Origin of the sequence: Parabacteroides sp. AF18-52 (assembly GCF_003479145.1) — a bacterium.
In the GTDB taxonomy this organism is placed as follows: Bacteria; Bacteroidota; Bacteroidia; order Bacteroidales; family Tannerellaceae; genus Parabacteroides; species Parabacteroides faecis.
Genome location: NZ_QUGR01000005.1, coordinates 175513 through 199174, shown reverse-complemented (window position 1 = coordinate 199174; position 23662 = coordinate 175513). Strand labels below are relative to the sequence as shown.

Below are 23662 nucleotides of genomic sequence, written 5' to 3'. Positions count from 1 at the left end.
GACGATTTTACATTATACAAGAATAAATTATGAAGAAAGGATTTTTACTTATTTCAGGATTGTTGGCAGGAGCGACAGCTTATGCAACCGAACCTGTCGAACCAATGGAAATAGATAGTCTGATTAATCTGCAGGGTGTTGTCGTATCTGCGAATAAGATACAGGTGAACCGTAACAGTGTCCCGCTGACTGTCTCGGTGATAGACCGGGATCAGATAGAAGCAAGTAGCGAATCGGCTTTACTGCCGGTTCTATCGGAGCGGGTTCCCGGGTTGTTTGTGACCGAGAAGGGTGTGACTGGCTTCGGAGTTTCTACCGGATCGGCGGGAACCGTGAACATCCGCGGGGTAGGGCAAGGGAGTAAGGTACTAATGCTGTTTGACGGCCAGCCGCAGTGGGCAGGCGTTTTCGGACATTCCTTGCCGGATACTTATGTGGCTTCTGATATTGAAAGGGTGGAGGTGATCCGCGGGCCGGGTTCGTTGTTGTATGGATCGAATGCGATGGGTGGCGTGGTCAACATTATAACCCGGCAGCATAAACAGCAAGGCCGCCGTACGCAGGCCCGGGTGATGTTCGGTTCTTACAATACACAGAAATACATGGTTAACAACGGCTATAACATAGGAAATTTCAGCAGTTTCATCTCTTTGAACCATGATCGTTCGGATGGGCATAGGCCGGATTCCAAATTTAATATCACCAACGGTTTTGCCAACCTCGGATACCGTATCAACAACCAATATAAGGTTACCGGCAATTTGAGCCTGGCCAAGTACAATACCGAAGACCCCGGGACGATCACGAGCCCGTTGTTAGACCATGATATGCATATCCTTCGCGGTACAACCTCGTTCGCTTTGGAGAATCACCATGAGAAGACAAGCGGTGCCCTGCGCGTTTTTTATAACTGGGGCCACCATAAAATCAACGACGGGCATGCGGTAAATGCCGATCCTAGCGAGTTCCTTTTCTATTCCGACGACCACAACACGGGGGTACAACTATACCAGTCTTTCCGTTTGGTGGAAGGAAATACGTTTACAGCCGGTATCGATTATAAGAATTGGGGAGGGCATGCCTGGAACGATTCGATTAACGGACCGATCGGAGAGATTGTCAAGAAATCGGTGAACGAGGTGGCCGGTTATGCAATCATGCAGCAGGATTTATTTGATATCCTGAGCCTGAATGCCGGTGTGCGTTATGAACATAGCAGTGTTTATGGCAACGAATGGGTGCCACAGGCGGGATTTGCACTCCGTCCGTTTGAAGGAAATACGATCAAAGGATCTTTCTCAAAAGGCTACAGGAGTCCGACGTTGCGTGAATTGTATATCTCATATCTCCCTTATTCAAAAGCGAATCCGGATCTGAAGCCGGAAAGTATGCTGAGTTATGAGTTATCCGTCGGGCAATATCTACTCGATAATCGCCTGCATGCCGAACTGACAGCTTTTTATATTGAAGGTAAAGATATGATCTCTGTTGTAGACCGTCAGATGTCGAATATCGATCGTTTTTATAATAAGGGTGTCGAGTTTGAAGCCGGTTATCAGATTCTGAACAACTTGAACGTGGATATGAACTACAGTTACCTGTATATGAACAAAGATATAGTAGCCGCCCCTGCCCATAAATTTTATGCCAGTGCTACCTATATGCCCGGACGCTTTACATTTAATCTGAGTGTGCAATCTATTTTCGACCTGTATACAAATGTAGGGAATAAGCCGGAAGATAATAGAAAGGAAGACTATACGGTACTGAACGCTCGTGCCTCTTATCGTTTCGGCTCACAGGATAAAGGGTTGAAGCTGTTTGTAAAAGGAGAGAACCTGACGGCCACCCGCTACTCCATCAACGATGGTTATCCGATGCCCAAGGCTGTGTTTATGGGAGGGATTGATGTGACATTCTAGTTCCTGTTAAATAAATTACTTCTAAAGGAGGTTGTTCCGTATATTTGGGGCAATCTCCTGTGTGGTGAATGTGGCAGGCGGGAAAAAAACTTATGTCTTCCGGTTTCCCGGAGCAGTACCTCTGTTTGATTTCACGTATGAATCGGGATAGGTTATTTTTGAGAAAGGCAGGGAGAAAAAAGTAAGTCCTAAATAACTTTTTACGGTTATTTAGGACTTGACTTTTTGAATTTTATCATCTAAAATCCTGCAACTTCTTCTGTAGTTCCTGCCGGGCGAAGAAGATACGGCTTTTGACTGTTCCGAGCGGAAGATTGAGCTTTTCGGCTATCTCGTTGTACTTGTAGCCGCTGACGAACATGGAGAACGGCATTTTCAGGTCGTCATTCAAGGCGTTGATTACTTTCGTGATCTCCTGAATGTTGTATGCCTTTTCAGGCGAGTCGAAACCGGAGTCGTTGGCCACGTCCAGGTTGTAAAGGTCTGCGCTGGAGTCTACCACCGTCTGCACGCGTACCACCTTGTGGTAGTTGTTGATGAAAATGTTACGCATGACGGTCAGAACCCAACCTTTGAAATTAACGTTGTCAACGAATTTATCCTGATTATCTAAAACCTTAAGTGCTGTATCTTGCAATAAATCCTGGGCATCGTCCCGGTTTGCTGTGAGCATAAGAGCGAAATTCATCATGTTCTCTTGTAAGCCCAATAATTTTTGTTGAAATTGTATCCCATTCATAATTTTAACTTTTTGAATGTTTATAAGTCGGTTAATAGCTGTAATTCAACAACTAATACAATACAAAAATAAACTTATACTTTATAAAAAACTAATTATTTTACTAATATTAATGATGCAGCCTCACTATTAATATTTGTATGCTAAAACCGTCTGAATTTGAACGGAATATACAAGTTTTCCACTTGTAAATTGTAATATTTGCAAGTAGTGCGTCATAATTTTCAACTGCTATGATAATCAAGCGTTTTCGTTTGTTTCCGGCGGCCGGTTCCGGAGCGGTCTGTTTCCGGGGCGGAAGAGGGGGAAATATCGCGGCATTCTTCCCTAAAAACAGTATATAGAGGACGACCGCCCTGAAAGCCCGCATCCTCTTGCCCAAAAAGGGTGCACCCTTTCCGAAAAGAGCATGCATCCTTTTTGGAAAAAGCCCGCACCCTTTTAAAAAATAGGGCGCATGCTTTTTTTTCAGCATGCGCCCTGTGGCTTTTCATCTTTTCAGGCCCTTTTTCAGCCTGTTTCTATGCATATATAAATCCCATAGTTTTGTGTGTATAGTTCCATAGTTTTATTTATTTTTTCTGTTGGAAGCCCTCTTTTATTCCTCCGTCCGTTCCTTATGGTTCAGGATCAGCGTCGACGGCATCTTCTGCAACGCTTCGCGGCGGTGTTCGGAGACGTCGTTCCAGCTATCGTAACTGATCAGCATGAAGTTGTAGCCGTTGAAAATAGCCGGTGTCATGTCTTTTTCCGCCAGCAGGTTCGCCTGCTTGGCCGATTCGGTGAACTGGCGGATGGCATACTGTATCTTCTCGCTGCCCGGCGTCGTCGAGCTGCTGCGGTCGAGGATGCTAGCCGAGCCGTGGGTCGTCTTGAGCAACGTCGAGGTATAATCCAGGAGGAAGAGATCCTTCTCCGAGTCGATCACCACGATCACATTGCTCGCCTTCACGAATCCCCGGTTCACGAATACGCCCACGTCGCAATTGCTTTTCCCGATAAACATCTTCGTCTTGTCTTTCAGCAGCGCGCCGGGGTAAAACCACGATTCGGGCGCTTTGAAACGGCGGAAGAAACGGTTGTAGAACGACGTGCGGTAACGGTTCGCCTCGATGTCGTCAGGCTGGTTGCTCATCGAGATGCCCGAGCCCACGAGCAGGAAGTCGAAACCCTCCGTGTTGACGATGTCCGTGATATCCTGTCCGGCGTTGTTCGACACCTCGTAGCGCGTCTCGATGTTGATCCCCAGCTTTTTCGCTCCGTAAAGGATAGGGCCGAAGCTCACTTCCTCGAAGTTGTCGGTGTGGAGCGGGTTCACGTCCGAGCCGACGGTGAGATGGAGTGCCGTAAGGTCTACCTGGTGGCGGCGGTGGGCAAACATCTGGTACGCCACGTCGAGCATGATCTGCCCGTTACCCGCGCGTCCGAACGAGAGCAACACCTTGTAGGTGCCGTCGGCCACGTCTACCGCCTTGTATTCTTTGATCTTCTCGCGCGTCTGGAAGCAGAACTTGATGAACGAAACCAGCGGGATCGTCATAAACGTCGTTACCAACGTCATCAGCACCAGCATCACGAAAATAGAGGGGGGGAGGATATGCATTTCGTAACCGATGGTAAGCACTACCAGCTCCATCAGTCCGCGCGTATTCATCAGCGCGCCGATATATAAACTGTCTTTCCAGCTCTCGCCCACGAAACGGGCGGAGAACATCGCCCCGCCGAACTTACCGACGATGGCCACCACGATGAACACCCCGCACATCCACCACAGCTCCGGACTGTTGAGCAGCCCGATCTCCGTGCGCAATCCCGTCGAGACGAAGAACAACGGCAGGAACAACGCCAGCGAGACGTCTTCCACCTTCTCGGTCATGATCTTGCGGAACTTCACGTTGCTCGGCATCACCACGCCCGCGATGAACGCACCGAACAGTGCATGCAGCCCCAGCATCTCCGTCAGGTAAGCCGAGATGATCAGGAGGAGGAACATAAAGGCGACCAGACCCTTGTCGATCACTTCTTTGTTATGATAGATATGCCCGATCATCTTCAGGAACGGACGGACGGCGAAGAACATGAAAGCGATGTAAAGCATCGAGAAGAGAATGTTGTAGATCGCACTCAGCATCGTGCCCGCCTGTGCGATGGCGATCACGACAGCCAGCAGGCACCAGGCCGTGATGTCGCCGTTGGCGGCGCTGGCGAGCGAGATCGTCCCCAGATGCGTCCGCGTCAGTCCCTTCTCCTGTATGATGCGTGCCAGCACAGGGAAGGCGGTGATACTCATGGCGATACCGATAAACAGGGCGAACGATAGGAAGGGGGTGCTTTTATCTGCATAGGTGTCGTAGACGAAGTAGGCGGTAAGCATCCCGCAGAAGAAGGGCACGATGGTGCTCGTATGGCTGATCAGGATCGTTTCCTTCAGCTTCTTCCGTACCTCGGTGATATCCAGCTCCATACCGATGGCAAACATAAACAGGATCAGCCCGAACTGGCTCAGGATGGTGATGTTGGCGAGCGACTCGACCGGGAAGAGGAACCCCGAAACTTCGGGCATGAGATGCCCCAGCACCGAGGGGCCCAGCACGATACCCGCCACGATCTCGCCGATCACCGTCGGCTGCCCGATCCGCTGGAACAACCATCCGAACAGGCGGCAGGTCAGCAGGATCGTGATGATCTGCAACAATAATATTCCGATGGGCGACTGTATATGGTGCGTCATCAGCTCCCAGAACAAAGAAAAACCTTCACCAAGGTCTTTCGGGGCGTCGTAGGCAGCAGTGATGGCGCTTTCAATCTGTTGTCTTTCTCCTTCTTTGGCGATCAGATACATTAATGAACCAAAAACCAGGATCATTATAAAATAAAAGGCAATACTCTTTGTTCCTTTACTCATATGTTATATGGGGTTTGACGCAAAATTAAGAAATATCCCGGGAATATCAATACAGTATGTTTTTTTCTTTTATCTTTGCGCTAAACCAATCTCAAATAAATCATGGAGTCTCTGAATCTAATAAAGAATGACCCTTGGCTTGCCCCTTATAAAGAGGCGATAGAAGGACGGTATCAATACGTGATTGATAAGGAAAGGAGCCTGACGAACAAAGGAAAACAAACCTTGTCGGAAATGGCTTCCGGATATCTGTACTTCGGTTTGCACAAGACCAACAAGGGCTGGGTATTCCGCGAATGGGCCCCGAACGCCACGGCCATCTACCTGATCGGTACATTCAACGACTGGAAAAAAGAAGAACGATATAAAATGAGACGCCAGGGATATGGCGTCTGGGAGATTGCTCTCGAAGAAGATCTGTTGCACCACGAAGACCTGTTCAAGCTGCTGGTCGAGTGGGACGGGGGCAGCGGCGAACGCATCCCGGCATGGATACGGCGCGTCGTACAGGACGACACGACGAAGATATTCAGCGCACAGGTCTGGAACCCGGCTACGCCGTATGTGTTCAAGAACAAGCGTTTCAAACCCGATACCGCCCCGCTCCTCATTTACGAATGTCATATCGGCATGTCGACGAACGAGGAAAAGGTCGGCTCGTACGATGAGTTCCGCCGCAACGTTCTGCCCCGCATCGCCCGCGAAGGCTACAACGCCATCCAGATCATGGCTATCCAGGAGCATCCTTATTACGGCTCCTTCGGCTACCATGTCAGCAGCTTCTTCGCCGCTTCGTCGCGTTTCGGCACGCCCGAAGAGCTGAAACAGTTGATCGACGATGCGCACGGGATGGGTATTGCGGTGATCATGGACATCGTGCACAGCCATGCTGTCAAGAATGAGGTGGAGGGCCTCGGACGTTTCGACGGCTCCTACAACCAGTATTTCCTCAGCGGTTCACGCCGCGAGCATCCGGCCTGGGACTCGCTTTGCTTCGACTATGGTAAGAACGAGGTGCTGCATTTCCTGCTTTCCAACTGTAAATTCTGGCTCGAAGAGTATAAGTTCGACGGTTTCCGTTTCGACGGTGTCACCTCGATGCTTTACTACAGTCACGGGTTGGGCGAGGCTTTCTGCAATTACGGCGACTACTTCAACGGGCATCAAGACGGCGACGCGATCGCTTACCTTACCCTTGCCAACAAACTGATACACGAAGTGAATAAAAATGCCATCACCATCGCCGAGGAAGTGAGCGGCATGCCCGGACTGGCAGCCAAATATGAAGACGGCGGCTATGGCTTCGACTATCGCATGGCGATGAACATTCCCGACTACTGGATCAAGACGATCAAGGAGAAGAAAGACGAGGACTGGCATCCTTCCTCCATCTGGTGGGAGACGACCAACCGCAGGGCCGACGAAAAGACGATCAGTTACGCCGAAAGCCACGACCAGGCGCTGGTAGGAGATAAGACCATCATCTTCCGCCTGATAGATGCGGATATGTACTGGCATATGCAGAAGGACGACCGTAACTTCGTGGTCGAACGCGGTGTGGCACTCCATAAGATGATACGCCTTGTGACGGCTTCGACCATCAACGGCGGCTACCTCAACTTTATGGGCAACGAGTTCGGGCATCCGGAGTGGATCGATTTCCCGCGCGAGGGCAACGGCTGGTCATGCAAGTACGCACGCCGCCAGTGGGAGCTGGTAGACAACATGGATTTGAAATACCACTACCTGGGCGATTTCGACCGCGAGATGATCGAGTTGATCCGTAGTGTGAAGAATTTCCAGTCCACCCCGATACAGAAGGTGTGGGACAGCGATGGCGACCAGATCCTGGCCTATATGCGCAAAGACCTCGTGTTCGTCTTCAATTTCAGTCCTTCAAAATCCTATACCGATTACGGCTTCCTTGTGCCCCAAGGCGAGTATGAGGTGGTTTTGAACACCGATGCTACCCGTTTCGGAGGCTTCGGCATCGCGGACGATTCGGTACATCATTTCACACAATTTGACCCTTTGTATAAAAAAGAGAAAAAAGAGTGGTTGAAACTGTACATTCCGGCACGCAGTGCTGTTGTACTGAGAAAAGTAAAAGTAAAGAAATAACCAAACAACAAAAACACAGTTATGTTATATCCAATGACATTTAAGCCTATCCTCAAGAAGATCATTTGGGGAGGCGCAGACATCTGCCCGTTCAAGGGCATCACGCCAGTAGAAGAAGGTATCGGCGAAAGCTGGGAACTTTCTCATGTGGAAGGAAACTATTCGATCGTCGATAACGGCGAACAGGAAGGCAAATCGCTCGACGAACTGATCCGTACCTACGGCAAGCAGTTGCTGGGTGAGAAGGTGATGGAGCAATTCGGTTCCACCTTCCCCCTGCTCATCAAGTTCATCGACGCCCGCGATGACCTCTCTATCCAGGTGCATCCGGATGACGAACTGGCCATGAAACGGCATCACTCTTTCGGAAAGACGGAAATGTGGTACGTGATAAAGGCCGAAAAGGGCGCAGGGCTTTACTCCGGTTTCTCGCAGCAGATCGACGCGGACGAGTATGTGAAACGGGTAGGCGACAACACCATCATGGATGTTTTGCAGCGCTATGAAGTCTCTCCGGGCGATGTTTTCTTCCTGCCTGCCGGACGCGTGCATGCCATCGGTGCCGGGTGCTTCATCGCCGAGATACAGCAGACCAGCAACATCACTTACCGCATCTACGACTACGACCGCAAGGACGCCAACGGCAACGGGCGCGAGCTGCACACCGAACTGGCTAAGGATGCGATCGACTATACGACGCTTCCCGACTACCGCACGCATTACAAGGCTCATACCAACGCTACGGTCGAGCTTGCCAACTGCAAGTATTTCACGACCAACCTGCTCGACCTGGATACGATGATGGTGCGCGACTTCTCCGAACTCGATTCGTTTGTCGTATATATATGTATGGAGGGCAAGGCTTCCATCCGCGACAATAAGGGGAACGAGGTCTTTGTCCACCAGGGGCAGACCGTGCTGATCCCGGCTGATACGGAAGTGGTGACGATCTCGCCGGCTCCGAATGCGAAGTTTATGGAAACTTATATCGGCTGATCTTTCGGGAAAAACGGTATGCGTCTTTCTGAAAACAGATATCAGGGAACGCAGATAAAATAGAATACGCAGAGTCTTGCAGGATATTTGATTACCGATCAATATGATACCTGCACTTCTCTGCGTATTTTGCGTTGTCTGCGTTCCCTTTTGTTTTGTCAGGCTGTCCGGACGTTCTCCGTGAACCTTAGCGGGGATAGGGGAATTGGGTCAGCCCTTTGTACATGAACTGGTAGGTCGGGACTTCCAGCCCCAGCGCCTCCGCTTCGCGTATCACGTAGCCGGTCAGCGTCTCTATTTCGGTCTTGCTTCCGCGTCTGAAATCGCTGTGCATGGAGGTGGTCGAACCGTTCGGCATCATCTGCTGCGACTTGATCGACGAGAAAACGATGTCTTCCGGCAGTTTGATCCCTTTGGCCTCTATTACGCTTTGGAGTTCGTATCCCAGGGTGATGAACAGGTCGATGTGCTTGTCTATCACTTCGTTGATCGTCTCGTTGAAATAGGAGGTGACCGTAGCGGCCGTAGAGATCATAAAGAATTTCTTCCAGATCTCGAAGTCTATGTCGTCCGGATTGGTCGACAGGATGCGTGCGCTGCTAAGTATTTTCTGCAACTCGGCTTGTTTTTCCTTGTCCTTGCCGTTGAGTCCGAAGAACAGACGGTCCTTCAGCGTGAACTTTTGTACATAGCCGGGGGCGACGAGCCGCGAGCCGATGTAAACGCAGCCTTTCCATACCTTGTTGCCGGGCAACACCTGCTGTATCCGTTCGGAGATATCCGCGCCGTTGAGCAGCGGGATGATCACGGTGTCGGGACCGATCGCCGGGGCAAGGCTCCGGATATTATCCTCCAGGTCGTAACTTTTAGTGCAGCAGAACAGGTAGTCTACCGGGCCGATCTCTGCCGGATCGTCGGTGGCCAGCGTCGGTCGGGCGTTTATTTTCTTGAATGATTTCTTTATTTCTAATCCGTCTTTTCTGATAACCTGCAGGTTTTCGCCCCGTGAAATGAAGAAGATATCCACGTTTTCCGAGTTCTGATAGTAGGCTGCCAGCAACCCACCGTAATAGCCTCCTACAGCTCCTATTCCGGAAATAGCAATTTTTACTTTACTCATATCTGTAATATCGGCGGTTTCAAGTTTATACTTTATTATAATAGCGCAAAGATGAAAAATAAAATCGAAACTATTTATATGAGTTTCAGTTCTTTTAGAAAGTCGGGAAAACTTTCTTCAAAATTAACACCGAAGCGGTAGTCTGTCTTTGCTTCATAGGTGCGGCGGATGCTTTCGGCGGTGAAATGCACGGCGATAGCGGCCGCTCCGATCAGGGTGAAGCCGTTCAGCAAGGCGGCCAGCAAGGCGCTTGCGAACACATCGCCTGTCCCGTGGTAATAGCCGGGCACTTTCTTGGTGAAGGCATAGTCCACCGCATTCGTCGTCCGGTCGTAGGTAGCCGCGCCCAGCTCGTCATCTTTGAAATAAACGCCTGTCAGGACCACCTGTTTCGGTCCGAGGTCAGCCAGCTTGTGCAGCATACTTTCGATGTAGGCGTGCGTATAAGGTCCCGGCTGATAAGGTTCGTCCAGCAGCAAGGCGGCCTCGGTCAGGTTGGGCACGATGATGTCCGCTTTCTGGCAGAGCGCCCTCATTCCGGCGGCAAACTGGCGGGTGAAGCTGGTGTAGAGCTCGCCGTTGTCGCCCATCACGGGGTCGACCAGTATCAGGTTGCCGTCTCTGCGGAAGGTGTCGAAGAACTCCTTTACGATGTCCAGCTGCTCGAACGATCCGAGATAGCCGGTATAGATGGCGTCAAATGGTATGCCGAGCGACTTCCAGTGCTGCATGATCGGGCGCATATCGTCGGTCAGGTCCCGGTAAGTGTATCCGCTGATTCCTCCGGTATGGGTGGAGAGGATGGCTGTGGGGAGCGCCGAGGTCTCGATTCCTGCGGCCGATAAAATGGGTAACGCTACCGTCAGCGAGCATTTTCCGAAGCCGGAAATGTCGTGTATGGCTGCGACTCTTTTTTGGTGTGTCTTATTCTTCATTTTCTTTCTTTTTGTATCAATACAACAACAGGCGGATGCGAAATGTTGGAGGCGTATTTCCTCCGTTTCTGCCAGCCGTTGCAAAATAAGCTGATTTTATCAACAAACAGTCAGCTTTGATAGAAAAGGAGTATTTTTTCTTTCCACTCTCCCGTTTTGGCGTTTTTGGAGTATTCCGGCTAAGCGATGCCCCACATTTATAAATTTCGTAAATAAAATAGTTGGAGATGGGTGCAAAACAATACATTCGGTAGGATACCTTTACATCAGAGTTAAAAAAACTCTTACCAGGGTCACTTGAGAAAATTTATTTATAGATGATTGGAGTTGAATATTTTGGTGCTGAAACTAATTCCTTCCCCCGGAAGGGTGGAGGGAACAAAAGAAGACAGAGATCAGTGTATGCCGTTTGCCTTGCAAGACGCAAACGTGGTGCTTCACCGGTATGGAATTGTAAAAAGCCTGCTGACGGCGACGATAAAACCCAGGAGGCAGGTTACGGATCTGATTATACAGGTGCTTTTATTACGGATTGGGAAATCCCTAAGGAGCCGCAGGGTACAAGAGAGGACCCCGGCGTTGATTTTGTAGTTGATTGGACTAACTAATTTTTTTATGAATTCAATGTAATTGGTGAAATCATACTTTTTACTCTATAACGTTAATCCTCATATCTAATAACGTTGTATCCCAAGCCCTTTAGTGGGCAAACATCCGCCCTGTTCGTGAGAATGGGGCGGTTTTTATTTGCCGTATTAAATAGTATTATCTATTTAATCAGAAAAAGTGTGATTCTCATTCCGAAGAAATCTTTTTAGTGGCTGCAAACCTTCGTGATATCCACAGTGAAACCATCATCCTTCGGCATGAATTTCCCTTTTTGTTTCAGGAATTCGATCAACTCATCCACATTCATATTTTCAGCCGAACAAGCATAAAAACGTTGTTCCCGGCCAAATTTCCCGATGATAGCTTCCCGCAGGCTGGCTTCCGAATAACTATTTCCTTCCATCATGAAAAGGACTTCGTGTGCATGTAACTGTTCCATATTTTAATTCTTAAATAATTTGGAACAAAGGTACACGATACTTCTATTTAAAAATGTAACAAATGTTACAGTAAATAATAACTGATGCAAATACAAACTAAATATCCTGTAATTGGCATCGGTGATGTTTTTACATTAAATCATCCAGATCTTTCTTTTTCCCTTTTTCATCTCTTTTGGCCTTTTTGCCAGCCTGTTTTTCATGCCATTTAGAGTAGGGAAGTACACCTGTATATATTGTATAGGTATATATGTTATAGGATTCGTCGATCGACTTAGCCAAAGCAGCCGTATTTCCTGTAGTCGTGCTTACTCCCACCTTTTCAATGTCCAACTCGACGGCGTAATCTTCATAATTAAATTTCTGCATGGTCAGTTTTCCGGAACTGGTTTCCAGTACATCGATATTATTATCGGCCAACCATGTTTGTATTTCGTGGAATGTTTCGTCTTTATAGAAAACGACAGTTAATGAAGATACTTTCTCTTTTCCTTCTTGCAGAACGATGACATAATCATCAGGATGAGGTTTGATGTCTGCCGTTTGTCCGTTTATCGCACTAAGGACGTTCATGGTACTGTTAAGTCCGTTACTTTTTTTGAGGACATACTGGTTTTTATTTTTGTCGTACTTGAAATGTCCTTCTTTTAAGCCATCTTCGCTGAGTCCGAGTAGTTTTGAATAAGGAAGTTGGGCATTTATGGTACACAGGGTAATGAATGCCAGTAGCAGTGTTGTCAGAATTTTTTTCATTTGACAGATGATTTAGATTGTTTTTGATTTGTTATTTTCAAGTTTTTTATATTTGAATGCGGTTGTTTCTGCTTGATTCTCTTTGTATTGTATGCAAAAAAAATAGATGCGTTTTTTATCTTTTCATAAAAAAGAAAAACCTTTCGTAGTTTATTTACGAAAGGCTTTCAGAATAAGAATGTAATTCTTTTTAAGTGACCTGGGAGGGGCTCGAACCCTCGACCCAATGATTAAGAGTCATTTGCTCTACCAACTGAGCTACCAAGTCGATGTTGGTATCTTGGAGTGACCTGGGAGGGGCTCGAACCCTCGACCCAATGATTAAGAGTCATTTGCTCTACCAACTGAGCTACCAAGTCAATCTGTTGCTATCTTCGTTTCCTGATCGTGATCTTTGTCTCTCGATTGCGGGTGCAAAGATAGGGGTTTAATTTTTCTTTGCAAATTTTTTTGTCGCTTTTTTCTGACTAAATTTTACTCGAATTCAAATATATCAGACGGAGTCGTACGCTTAAGTGCTATAAGTGAGACATCTTTGCCGACACGGACACCCTCCTGGAAAAGACGGATATCGACGGTTTTATAGGCTAGCTCCGGATGATTATTGTCGCGGCTGAGGTGGCACAACCAGATATCCTTCAGTTTGGGGTCGTAGTTGGCGGCCAGGAATTCGGCAGCTTCGCGGTTGCTCAGGTGGCCGGTCGGACTTGCTACACGCTCTTTCAGGAAAGCGGGGTAGGTGCCGAACTTCAACATTTCCTCGTCATAGTTCGCTTCGATGATGAGATGGGTCGCCAGCCGCATGTAATGGCTGACCGTATCCGTGATATGGCCCACGTCGGTAGCGAAGGTGAACTTATGATCGCCATACTCGATATAATAGCCGACGTTGTCGGTGCTGTCGTGCGGAACTTCAAAGGCGGTGATCAGGAAATCGCGTATCGAGAAAGGCACTTCCTTCTCGATGATCCGGCGCGAACCGATCAAGGTTTCCTCCACATAGCGGCTCTTTTCGATCCCCCGGTGGACGGCGGCGGTAGAATATACCGGAATGTTCATTTTCTCTCCCAGGCAACCTACCGTCTTTATATGATCGGCGTGGTCGTGGGTTATCAGGACAGCCACGATTTTAGAAAAGTCGATCGCCTTATCTTTCAACACCTTCTTTATGGTACGTATTCCGATACCAGCATCAATCAGTATCCCGAACTCGGGAGTACCCAGATAATAGCAGTTACCACTGCTTCCACTTGCTAAGCTAAGAAATGATAGTTTCATGTTTTTCTATTCCGCCTCGCGGCTCATTCTGTTTTACATAGTATATTCAGGAACGGAACGTATCAGGGATTGTCACTTCCCCGATCAGCGAGCAGTTCATGTGGTCCTTCACTTCCTCCGGAGAAAGTCCGTGGCCGAAAAGGAACATCAGCTTGGCGACGGCACTTTCCGTTGTGCTGTCGAACCCGCTTATAACGCCGGCTTCCAGTAATTTATGGCCCGTTTCGTATCTGTGCATCTCAACGCTTCCGGCGCAACACTGGGTTACATTTACGATCACGATGCCACGGTCGACCGCCTCTTTGAGCATCTTCAGGAACCAGTCGTAGCTCGGAGCGTTTCCGCTGCCGAAGGTTTCCATCACGACCCCTTTCAGGTCGGGAATATTGAGGATGCTTTCCACCACTTGCGGCGAGATGCCGGGAAACAGCTTCAGGATCGCTATGTTGCGGTCGAGCAGATAGTGGGGTTTCAGCGGTTTGCGCGAAACAGGGTGATAAATCTGGCCTGTGTCATATTTGATATAGATACCGGCATGCGCCAACGCCGGGTAATTGTATGAACGGAATGCGTTGAAATTGTCCGCATTGATCTTGCTTGTCCGGTTGCCGCGCAACAGGTCGTTTTCAAAGAAGATGCAGACTTCGGGTACGATCGGTACGCCGTTTTCCTTGGCAGCAGCTATTTCGATCGCCGTGATCAGGTTTTCCTTCCCGTCCGTTCGCAACATGCCGATGGGCAACTGCGAACCGGTGAAGATGACCGGTTTGCTCAGGTTTTCGAGCATGAAACTCAAGGCAGAGGCGGTAAACGACATCGTATCCGTGCCATGCAGCACCACGAAGCCGTCGTATTTCGCATAATTGTCTGCGATGATCTTCACGATCTTCATCCAGGAGTCGGGGCCCATCTCCGACGAGTCGAGCACCGGGTCGAACTGATAGGTCGAAACCGCGTAACCGAGCTTCTTCAATTCCGGCATATTGTCTCTAAGATGCTGGAAATTAAATGATTCTAATACTCCGGTTTCGGGGTTTTCAATCATACCGATTGTTCCGCCTGTGTAGATGAGCAGGATGGAGGCCTTATCTCGCTGATCGTTCATATTTACTGTCATAATGCAAAGGTAATAAATTTATTCTTCTCCCTTCAATACGGGAACGCTTATGTGATATTTTACGGCTATAATACGTGCCAGGAATATGCCCAGCGCCGCCGCGAACTGGGTGATGGAGGGATTCAGCCCGGCAAGCATACATAAATAATATACGCCTCCGCCGAACACGCACGCCAGGGCATAGATATCTTTCCGGAAGATCAGCGGTTCCTCGTTGATCAATATGTCACGCATCATACCTCCGAACGACCCTGTGATCGTTCCCATCACGATTGCCACCCACATGGGGAAGCCGAATTCGAGTGTTTTGGCGATCCCGACCACGCCGAACAGCCCCAGGCCGATGGCGTCGAATATGAAAAAGGTATTATTCAGCCGGATCACATATTTCCGGAAGATGATAACAAATAATAAAGCGAGAGCCGAAACTGTTAAATAAGAAGTCTGCTCCATCCAGAAAGGAGTCGCGTTCAGCAGGATATCGCGTATCGTACCGCCTCCGACGGCCGTCACCAGCCCGACCACATAGGCGCCAAACCAATCAAATTGTTTGGCAGAAGCTAGTCTGATCCCACTAATTGCGAAGGCGAACGTTCCGGTGTAGTCGCAAAAGGTAATGAAATCTATCATTTTGTTTTTTTCTGCAAAAGTAAGTATTTCCTTTGAATTGTGTCTGTTTCTAGCAACACAACCTAAGAATAATTTAAACCAAACGAGTTCCATACTGTTAATTATGTATAAGTTTGCATGAGTTAGTTGATTAGTCTTTAAGGCACAAGATTGAAAAAAAATGAAAAAGTTTATTTGGATAGGGGTGCTGGCTCTGTTTTCGACCCAATGGATTCGGGCGCAGCACTTCCCAAAAATGGATACAAGAAATTACGTGAGCGACTCGACCACCTTTATGCCTAAGAAGCCTTGGCTGGCAGCCGGTGAGGTGTTTGGCCTGAACATGGCGATCTGGGCCTTCGACCGTTTTGCGATGAACGAAGACTTCGCCCGCATCAATGGCCGTACGATCAAGAACAATTTCAAGACAGGTCCCGTCTGGGACACGGATAAATTCTCTACCAACCTGGTGGCGCATCCTTATCATGGATCGTTGTATTTCAATGCTGCCCGTAGCAATGGGATGAACTTCTGGCAATCCATTCCCTTCGCCGCCGGAGGAAGTCTGATGTGGGAATTCTTCATGGAGGCGGAGCCGCCCTCCATCAACGACCTGATGGCCACTACGTTCGGCGGCGTGGAGCTGGGTGAGATCACCTACCGCTTGTCCGACCTTTTCATCGACGACCGTACCTCGGGAGCCGAGCGTGTCGGGCGCGAGATCCTTTCGGGACTGATATCGCCCGTGCGCGGCATCAACCGTCTGATAACAGGTGAGGCGTGGCGTCATCGTCCGCACAAAGGCCGTACCTATTCGTTTGTGCCCGTGAACTTTATCGTGAGTGCCGGTCCCCGTTTCCTGGCCGAACAGGAGCATTCGAAGCATGGCACGACCAGTATGCACCTGTCGCTGCGGCTGGATTATGGCGACCCGTTTGAAGATGAGTTCTATTCGCCCTACGAGTGGTTCCAACTGCGTGCCGGTTTCGATTTCTTCTCCAGTCAGCCCGTCATCACCCAGGTGAATGCCATCGGCGCCCTGTGGGGGAAACGGGTGTGGGAGAAAGGTCCGCGCACGTTGACGGCAGGTATTTTCCAGCATTTTGACTATTATGACTCGCAGCTGCGCGACAGCGAGGGCGACAAAGTTTCCCCTTACCGCATCTCGGAAGCGGCAGCGGTGGGTGGCGGCCTGATCTATTACAAACGGTCGGAACCGAGTGACAAGGTGGATGCTTACGGCGAATTTTATGTGAACGGTGTCGCCCTGGGCGGTGGCTCGTCCGATTATTTCCGCCTCGACGAACGCGATTACAATATGGGAAGCGGTTATAGTGTGAAGGCTTTCACGGGGTTGACTTACAACAGGCACTGGTCGTTTCTGCTGAATATGGAGAACTACCATATTTTTACCTGGAAAGGTTACAATCCGGACATCGATTTGAGTACGGTCGACCCGAATACCTTCAGCGTACAGGGCGACAAAGGGCATTCACGCCTGACGGTGATGGGCATCAAGCTGGTTTATTTCTCCGGGAAAAAATGGAATATCGCGCTCTCGAACCGCTATTTCTCGCGGCGCACGCATTATAGCTATCATGACGACGTGAACCGCGCCACTTACGACCTCATGCTCACTTTCGGAGTGAAGATTTAAACTCGCAAAAAAAAGGATGCGCCCTTTCGATAAAAAGGGTGCATCCTCTTTTGAAAAAGCATGCACCCTTTTTCGGAAAAGCATGCATCCTTTTCAGGAGATAGGTCGGCTGCTCTGTGGACGGCCGCCTGTTGCTCGCCTGTCTCTTCTCCGCACACCTTCGTGGCGGAGCGTTTTATTTCTTCTGGTTTCTCTCCAACTCGTTCAGGTTTTCCATCTTCTTCCGTTGCAGGAATTCGTAGATGCCTTCCAGATGTTCCGTCACCCGCTGGTTGCCGAACTCGTAGACTTTGGTTACCAAGCCGTCGAGGAAGTCACGGTCGTGCGACACCACGATCAGCGTACCGTCGAAGTCGAGCAACGCCTGTTTCAGGATGTCTTTCGTTTTCATGTCCAGGTGATTCGTCGGCTCGTCGAGGATCAGCAGGTTGACCGGTTCGAGCAGCAGCTTGATCATCGCCAGACGTGTGCGCTCGCCTCCCGACAGAACCTTCACCTTCTTGGCTGAATTTTCGCCGCCGAACATGAACGCGCCCAGCAAGTCCTTGATCTTGTTGCGGATATCGCCCACCGCCACGTCGTCGATGGTCTGGAAAACCGTCAGGTTCTCGTCCAGCATCGAAGCCTGGTTCTGCGCAAAATAGCCGATCATCACGTTATGCCCGATCGTCAGTGTGCCGTCGTGTTCGATCTCTTTCATGATACATTTCACGAGGGTGGACTTTCCTTCACCGTTTTTCCCTACGAAAGCGATCTTGTCGCCCCGTTCGATGGTCAGGTTGGCGTTGCGGAACACCACATGGTCGCCATACGCCTTTGCCACGTCCTCCACGATCACCGGATAGTTGCCGGAGCGGGGAGAGGGTGGGAATTTCAGGCGAAGTGCCGAAGTGTCTTCCTCGTCCACCTCCAGTATCTCAAGCTTTTCAAGCATCTTGACGCGGCTCTGCACCTGCAGGGTCTTGGAGTATGTACCTTTGAAACGTTCGATAAATTCCCTTGTTTCGGCAATCATCTTCTGCTGCTCGTCGAAGGCTTTCTGCTGCTGTACGCGGCGTTCCTGGCGGAGTTGCAGGTAACTGCTGTAATTCACCTTGTAGTCGTAGATGCGGCCCATCGTGACCTCGATCGTACGGGTGGTGATATGGTCGACAAACGCGCGGTCGTGGCTGATCACAACCACCGCCTGTCCGTTGTCGATCAGGAAGTCTTCGAGCCACTGGATCGATTCGATGTCCAGATGGTTGGTCGGCTCGTCCAGCAGCAGCACGTCGGGTTTCTTCAACAGCAGCTTTGCCAGCTCGATACGCATGCGCCATCCGCCGCTGAACTCGCTGGTCTGCCGCCCGAAGTCGTCGCGCTTGAATCCCAGTCCGAGCAATGTTTTCTCGATATCGGCGTCATAGTTGATCTCTTCGATCGAATAAAACTTCTCGCTGAGTGTCGAGACACGCTCGATCAGCTCCATATAACTGTCCGATTCGTAGTCGGTCCGTGTCTCCAGCTCCTTGTTGATCGCCTCGATCTCCGCTTCCATCTCATGCAGGTGGGCGAAGGCCTGTGCCGTTTCTTCAAAAACCGTCCGGCCGTCTTCCGTCATCAAGTGCTGGGGCAGGTAAGCGATCACCGTATCTTTGGGTGCCGACACTTTTCCGCGTGTCGGTTCGCGTGTCCCGGCAAGTATTTTGAGCAAAGTCGATTTGCCCGCACCGTTTTTCCCCATCAGGGCGATCCGGTCCTTCTCGTTAATCACGAAAGATATATCAGAAAAGAGGGCGCTTCCGCCAAACTCTACTGTAAGTCCGTCTATAGAAATCATACGTACATTATATATATGTGTAAAAAGAAGGCGCAAAGGTAGGAAAAATGTCTGTAAAAGCAACCGGCGATCCAATTTGTCGCATAAAAAGTCCGGATTTCCCGGATATTTCCTCTCCGAAGATTTGTTTTATGAATCGAAACAACTTATCTTTGCACCCGCTAATACAAACAGCTTAAATTAATTATTCAAACATGGCAACAAAAATTAGATTGCAGAGACACGGTCGCAAAAGCTACGCTTTTTATCAGATCGTAGTCGCAGACAGCAGGGCTCCACGTGATGGAAAGTTTATTGAAAGGATAGGTTCTTATAATCCGAACACTAATCCTGCTACAGTAGATTTGAACTTCGAAAGAGCTTTGTATTGGTTACAGGTAGGTGCACAGCCTACAGACACAACTCGCAACATTCTGTCACGCGAAGGTGTATGCATGAAAAAGCATTTACTGGAAGGTGTAAAGAAAGGTGCATTCGACGAAGCAGCAGCGGAATCAAAGTTCCAGGCTTGGTTGAAAAACAAACAGGCTTCTGTTGAAGCAGTAAAGTCTAAAGACAGCGAAGCAGCTAAGGCTGCTGAAAAAGCTCGTATGGACGCTGAAAAAGAAGCTAACAAGGCAAAAGCTGAAGAAGTAGCTAAAAAGAAAGCAGAATTAGCAGCAGCTGCTGCAGCAAAGGCAGCTGAAGAAGCAGCAGCCAACGCTCCTGCAGAAGAAGCTCCCGCAGCAGAAAGCGCTGAATAATTCGCTCAATGCCAAATAAAAAAGAGGACATCTCGTTGAGGTGCCCTCTTTTTTTATGGTTGAAACCACGTGGAATGATATAACCACGTGGCTGAAAATTACTTTTTACCCAGCAGGAATCCGTTGATCTGTTCAACGAACTGTTCCTTTGAAAGCGCGCCCTGTGCGATCTGCGGTTTTCCTTTTGCCGGGATGAACAGCAGGGTAGGGATGCTCTGTATGCCGAAAGCGGCGGCCAGTTCCTTTTCGTTATCGACGTTGATCTTATAGATGATGATGTCGTTCTTATACTCTCCGGCCAGTTCCTTCAGGATCGGCGACACTTTCTTGCAGGGTCCGCACCAGTCGGCATAGAAATCCACGATGCAAGGTTTGGTGCCTTCGTACACCCATTCCGATTGATTTTTTTCGTAATTATATACTTTGGTCAGGAAATCTGCCTTGTTCAGAACGACCACTTCGCCCTGAGCAGCGACACCTCCCGTTTCGTTTTTATCCGATTTGGCAGACATGGAGCAACTGACGAGCAGCAACACGACTGAAATCAGGAATAAATCTTTCAACTTTCTCATATAAAACTTATTACTTCATTGATAATTATAGAATACAAAAATAGCAATAAAACGGATACAACTCCCATCCCTTGCGGTTAAAAGAAAAATATTAGCGTAAAAAGAAAAAAATCTCTCCAAAGATTAGGAGATATAAAAATAATCACTACCTTTGCACCGCAATCGAGAGAAAACGATAGCAAAACGTACTGGAGAGATGGCAGAGTGGTCGATTGCGGCGGTCTTGAAAACCGTTGAACTGAGAGGTTCCTGGGGTTCGAATCCCTATCTCTCCGCAGAGTATAAGAAGTCCTTGTAAACTTAGGTTTATGAGGATTTTTCTTTTTATGCAGACTTCGAATGTCTTTTATCTGGAAAATTCATGTATCCTATCCGGGCAATGTATCTTTTTTGTTGAAACAACGGACAGTTTCCCTATAACTTAAAATGTATGAAAACACCTGTTATCCTGTTGTTTCCTCCCTGTAAAGTTTGTAGATTTGCTGTCATACAAATAAATACGATACCCAAATGGAAGAAACGATCCGGATACAATACTATCAGTCCCCTTGCGGAAAATTGATTATCGGTTCATACGGTGATAAACTATGCCTGTGCGACTGGCAGGATGAGGAGCGTAGAAAGCTGATCGACGCCCGGCTTCAGAAAGAATTGCATGCCGGATATGAGGAGGGCGGATCCGCGGCGATCGAAGAAGCGATCACCCAGCTCGACGAATATTTCGACCATAAACGTACCTTTTTCGATATCCCCCTGCTTTTTGCCGGAACCGATTTTCAGAAAAAGGTCTGGAATGAACTACTGAAGATCCCTTATGGAGCGACCGAGTCGTACGCCGGGCTTTCCCAACGCCTGGGCAATCCCAAGGCAGTGCGTGCGGTGGCGGCGGCTAACGGTGCGAATGCTATCTCGATTTTTGTGCCCTGTCATCGTATTATCGGCAGCAACCGCCAACTGACAGGTTATGCCGGAGGTCTTCCGGCAAAGAAGCTGCTGCTCGAATTGGAGTCGCCTGCCGGCCTGTTCGGGTAACCCGTCTGCTGGCAGACGGGCGATCAAATCCCGACAATCTTCTCGAACCGCTTCTCCATACATACGCTGACGTCGGTCGTAACGAACTTCCCGTTGTAGAAAAGAGTGAACAGGGTAGCCGGGGTAGGAGCGTCCTGTGCCTGTTCCATCGTCTCCAGTTTGATGATTTTCAGCGGTATACCTTTCCTTTCGGCCATCTCTGCCAGCGTACCGCGTACATGAAATTCCGTGAACGGGCAACGGTTGGTGTAATAGACGACCGCGCCGTTCTTCTCCTCGCATTCCCCGCTTCGCACGCTTGCCCTGAACGACGGGTCGGGGGCTTCGGAGTCGATTTTCAAAGCCAGCAGGCTGAAACCGTCAGGCAGCTTCTCCACCGTTTGGAAACCCTGGCGCAAAAGCCATTTGGTGTCGCTCATAAAATGGAACTTGGAGGTGCCCGCTACGGTGACCAGCCCCGCCTTTCCCTGTGTCCTGGCATCGTCGATGGCGGATTGCAACAGGGCCTTTCCGTGCCCGCATCCTTTGTACTGCCCTGAAACCCAGAAGCAGTTTATCATCAGATAACCGGGGGCATCGACGGGAACCCATGCCTTTTCGGCGGGAACATATTCGATAAATACCTTGGCGCGTTCGTCGAGACGGCGGAATACGTATCCGTTATCGAACTCTTTCCTGAGCCATTCTTTTTTCAGCTCGTAACTTTCCTTGCATTTCTTGTCGGAGAAGGCGCAGCAGATATGTTCGGTTGCGATGTTTTCCTTCGTCAGGGTGATGTATTTCGTTTCCATGATGATCTTATTTTATGGGTATGTAAATCTTGGTTAGAGCCGCTTCGCTGTTCGTCCCGGTGTAATGGATGTATTCCTCGAAAGGCATCCCGTGGCGGATGGTGTGGTTGAAGCTGACGCTGATGTTGTTGTAAAACTCCTGCAGGCTGGAATAACTGCCTTTCAACGTATAAACGGCATATTTCCCTTTCCGCAGCCGGAGTGTGCCGAAGACGCCTGCCGCTTCGACCGGCTTATCCACCGTTGCACAGGCGTAGAAGCGGCATTGTCCGGCTGTGGTGACATTCGGATCGTCGAAGCTCAGGCCGATGAAGCGGGTGGCGGCGGATAGTGCCTGCTTTTCTTCCAGGAACTTTATCAGCTTGTTCCAGGCCGTTTCGTAAGGCTTTTCCTCCCCGTATTGTCCCACGATGCGGATATAAATCAGATTCAGGTCTTCCTCCTCGCAGATTTCCGAAGGGACGGTTTCGTATTTGCCACCGCTGCTTTTCACATATTCCTGCAAGCGGGCGTTCAACTCGTTGATATAGGCTTTCGGCGAGATTCCGAACAGCTTCCTGAAGGCTTTCGAGAACGATTGCGGATTGTCGTAGCCTACCCGCGCGGCCAGTTCGGCAAGCGTCATCTCCTCCGTCTGCATATACATGATGGCCCGTTCCATCCGCTGCCTGGCCATGTAGGCATAGAGGGATTCATCGAGGGCGGAGCGCATGATGCGGAGCAACTGCCGCCGGGATACACAGATCCTTCCGGCTATAACGTCCAGTTGTAACGGCTGGTGCAGGTTAGCGCTGATGTAATCGATTACCTGGTTCACCTTTTCCTGATAGATATTTTCGGTACTGCTTCGCATGCTTCTGATTCTTTAGCGACAAAAGTAGGCAATCTATACTGACCGGGAGTTGTCCAATCCGGCCAAATTCAAATCTGTTCTTTTGCCCGGTTCGTTATTTCGCGGATGAAACCGGTTTTCGCATCGGTGTAGCCGTCGCGGTCATGTTCATACTCTTTTTGTAGTTTGACTTTCAATTCTCCGTAGGCTTGCGCCGTGTCGGGATGGGAGAGAAGGTAGTCGCGGAAATAGAGTTCGTCCCAGTCGCCGGAGTATCTTATGTGGAGGTGGAAGGCCTGACCTTTAAAGCCTTCGGGGGTATAGCCTTTCATAAACATCATATGAGGAGGCGGATTCCCGGGTTGGGGGGAATAGATGTAACCCTCCGCTTCGATGGTCGGGATGAAGCGGGCAAGGTCGGTTTTCTGTTGTATTTCCAGCAATATGTCGATCGTCGGTTTGGCTGTCAGTCCCGGTACGGATGTGCTTCCGATATGGCTGATGCGGACGATGTTTTCCGCTCCTATGGCTTTCACGAGGCGGTCTTTTTCTGTTTCGTAACGATTGGGCCAGTCCCGGTCGTGTGCCGAGAGGATGATCGGGAACAGCTGCCAGAGTTCTTCGTTACTCATTTCGTTTAAATTCTTATTTTTCATGACGGTAGGGTTGGAA

At 49.3% G+C, this 23662-nt stretch carries 21 protein-coding genes and 3 tRNA genes; 8 read left to right on the top strand and 16 right to left on the bottom strand.

What is annotated here, in order from left to right; genetic code table 11:
• The first annotated feature begins 29 nt into the window (after positions 1-29).
• Positions 30-1922, top strand: coding sequence for a TonB-dependent siderophore receptor (locus tag DWX23_RS11005; protein WP_122374517.1), 1893 nt, complete (start codon positions 30-32; stop codon positions 1920-1922).
• Positions 1923-2157: 235 nt separating this feature from the next.
• Here the strand turns inward: DWX23_RS11005 and DWX23_RS11000 are convergent, their stop codons facing one another.
• Both DWX23_RS11000 and DWX23_RS10990 read right to left on the bottom strand, forming a co-directional pair.
• Positions 2158-2661 carry an RNA polymerase sigma factor gene (locus DWX23_RS11000; RefSeq protein ID WP_122354055.1) on the bottom strand — a complete coding sequence of 168 codons (504 nt, stop codon included), beginning with the start codon at positions 2659-2661 and terminating at the stop codon, positions 2158-2160.
• A 598-nt stretch (positions 2662-3259) separates the two neighbouring features.
• Positions 3260-5566 carry a cation:proton antiporter gene (locus tag DWX23_RS10990; protein WP_122354053.1) on the bottom strand — a complete coding sequence of 769 codons (2307 nt, stop codon included), beginning with the start codon at positions 5564-5566 and terminating at the stop codon, positions 3260-3262.
• Positions 5567-5668: 102 nt separating this feature from the next.
• On the opposite strand from DWX23_RS10990, the gene DWX23_RS10985 reads away from it, so the two are divergent.
• On the top strand, positions 5669-7687 hold the full coding sequence (locus DWX23_RS10985) for an alpha amylase C-terminal domain-containing protein (RefSeq protein ID WP_122354052.1): 2019 nt from the start codon (positions 5669-5671) through the stop codon (positions 7685-7687).
• Positions 7688-7708: 21 nt separating this feature from the next.
• Positions 7709-8683, top strand: coding sequence for a type I phosphomannose isomerase catalytic subunit (locus DWX23_RS10980; protein WP_122374515.1), 975 nt, complete (start codon positions 7709-7711; stop codon positions 8681-8683).
• 187 nt (positions 8684-8870) lie between these two features.
• Here the strand turns inward: DWX23_RS10980 and DWX23_RS10975 are convergent, their stop codons facing one another.
• Both DWX23_RS10975 and DWX23_RS10970 read right to left on the bottom strand, forming a co-directional pair.
• A complete protein-coding gene (locus tag DWX23_RS10975; RefSeq protein ID WP_122354050.1) occupies positions 8871-9803 on the bottom strand; it encodes a ketopantoate reductase family protein in 933 nt (310 codons plus the stop codon).
• Between the two features lie 74 nt (positions 9804-9877).
• Positions 9878-10738, bottom strand: coding sequence for a pyridoxamine kinase (locus DWX23_RS10970; RefSeq protein WP_122354049.1), 861 nt, complete (start codon positions 10736-10738; stop codon positions 9878-9880).
• 317 nt (positions 10739-11055) lie between these two features.
• Here DWX23_RS10970 and DWX23_RS10965 point away from each other — a divergent pair, with 317 nt between their 5' ends.
• Positions 11056-11346: a hypothetical protein gene (locus DWX23_RS10965; protein WP_222941130.1), complete on the top strand. Its 291-nt coding sequence runs from the start codon at positions 11056-11058 to the stop codon at positions 11344-11346.
• Positions 11347-11552: 206 nt separating this feature from the next.
• Here DWX23_RS10965 and DWX23_RS10960 read toward each other — a convergent pair whose 3' ends face one another.
• The 7 genes from DWX23_RS10960 to DWX23_RS10930 all read right to left on the bottom strand — a co-directional run bounded on the left by DWX23_RS10960 (position 11553) and on the right by DWX23_RS10930 (position 15565).
• Positions 11553-11786: a YecH family metal-binding protein gene (locus DWX23_RS10960; RefSeq protein WP_122354048.1), complete on the bottom strand. Its 234-nt coding sequence runs from the start codon at positions 11784-11786 to the stop codon at positions 11553-11555.
• A 130-nt stretch (positions 11787-11916) separates the two neighbouring features.
• Positions 11917-12540 carry a hypothetical protein gene (locus DWX23_RS10955; RefSeq protein ID WP_122374514.1) on the bottom strand — a complete coding sequence of 208 codons (624 nt, stop codon included), beginning with the start codon at positions 12538-12540 and terminating at the stop codon, positions 11917-11919.
• A gap of 195 nt (positions 12541-12735) precedes the next feature.
• Positions 12736-12808 (bottom strand) — tRNA-Lys (locus DWX23_RS10950).
• Positions 12809-12826: 18 nt separating this feature from the next.
• Positions 12827-12899 (bottom strand) — tRNA-Lys (locus tag DWX23_RS10945).
• A 115-nt stretch (positions 12900-13014) separates the two neighbouring features.
• A complete protein-coding gene (locus DWX23_RS10940; protein WP_122354047.1) occupies positions 13015-13818 on the bottom strand; it encodes an MBL fold metallo-hydrolase in 804 nt (267 codons plus the stop codon).
• A gap of 46 nt (positions 13819-13864) precedes the next feature.
• The gene (locus DWX23_RS10935) at positions 13865-14923 is read right to left on the bottom strand and encodes an asparaginase (RefSeq protein ID WP_370449275.1); all 1059 of its coding nucleotides are present in this window, start codon (positions 14921-14923) and stop codon (positions 13865-13867) included.
• 30 nt (positions 14924-14953) lie between these two features.
• Positions 14954-15565: a trimeric intracellular cation channel family protein gene (locus tag DWX23_RS10930; protein WP_122354045.1), complete on the bottom strand. Its 612-nt coding sequence runs from the start codon at positions 15563-15565 to the stop codon at positions 14954-14956.
• 160 nt (positions 15566-15725) lie between these two features.
• Between DWX23_RS10930 and DWX23_RS10925 the strand changes: the two genes are divergently transcribed.
• The gene (locus tag DWX23_RS10925) at positions 15726-17201 is read left to right on the top strand and encodes a DUF3943 domain-containing protein (protein WP_122374513.1); all 1476 of its coding nucleotides are present in this window, start codon (positions 15726-15728) and stop codon (positions 17199-17201) included.
• Positions 17202-17376: 175 nt separating this feature from the next.
• On the opposite strand, the gene DWX23_RS10920 is transcribed toward DWX23_RS10925, so the two are convergent.
• Positions 17377-19020 (bottom strand): ABC-F family ATP-binding cassette domain-containing protein, encoded by a 1644-nt coding sequence (locus DWX23_RS10920; RefSeq protein ID WP_122354043.1) that lies wholly within the window; start codon positions 19018-19020, stop codon positions 17377-17379.
• 194 nt (positions 19021-19214) lie between these two features.
• On the opposite strand from DWX23_RS10920, the gene DWX23_RS10915 reads away from it, so the two are divergent.
• Complete coding sequence (locus tag DWX23_RS10915) at positions 19215-19763, top strand: 30S ribosomal protein S16 (protein ID WP_122354042.1); 549 nt, start codon at positions 19215-19217, stop codon at positions 19761-19763.
• A gap of 98 nt (positions 19764-19861) precedes the next feature.
• Here the strand turns inward: DWX23_RS10915 and trxA are convergent, their stop codons facing one another.
• A complete protein-coding gene (gene trxA, locus DWX23_RS10910; RefSeq protein WP_122354041.1) occupies positions 19862-20335 on the bottom strand; it encodes a thioredoxin in 474 nt (157 codons plus the stop codon).
• A 190-nt stretch (positions 20336-20525) separates the two neighbouring features.
• On the opposite strand from trxA, the gene DWX23_RS10905 reads away from it, so the two are divergent.
• Both DWX23_RS10905 and DWX23_RS10900 read left to right on the top strand, forming a co-directional pair.
• A tRNA-Ser gene (locus tag DWX23_RS10905) sits at positions 20526-20610 on the top strand.
• Positions 20611-20845: 235 nt separating this feature from the next.
• Positions 20846-21367 carry a methylated-DNA--[protein]-cysteine S-methyltransferase gene (locus tag DWX23_RS10900; protein ID WP_122374512.1) on the top strand — a complete coding sequence of 174 codons (522 nt, stop codon included), beginning with the start codon at positions 20846-20848 and terminating at the stop codon, positions 21365-21367.
• A gap of 23 nt (positions 21368-21390) precedes the next feature.
• On the opposite strand, the gene DWX23_RS10895 is transcribed toward DWX23_RS10900, so the two are convergent.
• From DWX23_RS10895 to DWX23_RS10885, 3 genes are all read right to left on the bottom strand, one after another.
• The gene (locus tag DWX23_RS10895) at positions 21391-22158 is read right to left on the bottom strand and encodes an N-acetyltransferase (protein WP_122354039.1); all 768 of its coding nucleotides are present in this window, start codon (positions 22156-22158) and stop codon (positions 21391-21393) included.
• Positions 22159-22165: 7 nt separating this feature from the next.
• Positions 22166-23011, bottom strand: a complete 846-nt coding sequence (locus DWX23_RS10890; RefSeq protein WP_122374511.1) for a GyrI-like domain-containing protein — start codon at positions 23009-23011, stop codon at positions 22166-22168.
• 68 nt (positions 23012-23079) lie between these two features.
• A complete protein-coding gene (locus DWX23_RS10885) occupies positions 23080-23622 on the bottom strand; it encodes a GrpB family protein (RefSeq protein ID WP_233587578.1) in 543 nt (180 codons plus the stop codon).
• Positions 23623-23662 lie beyond the last annotated feature (40 nt).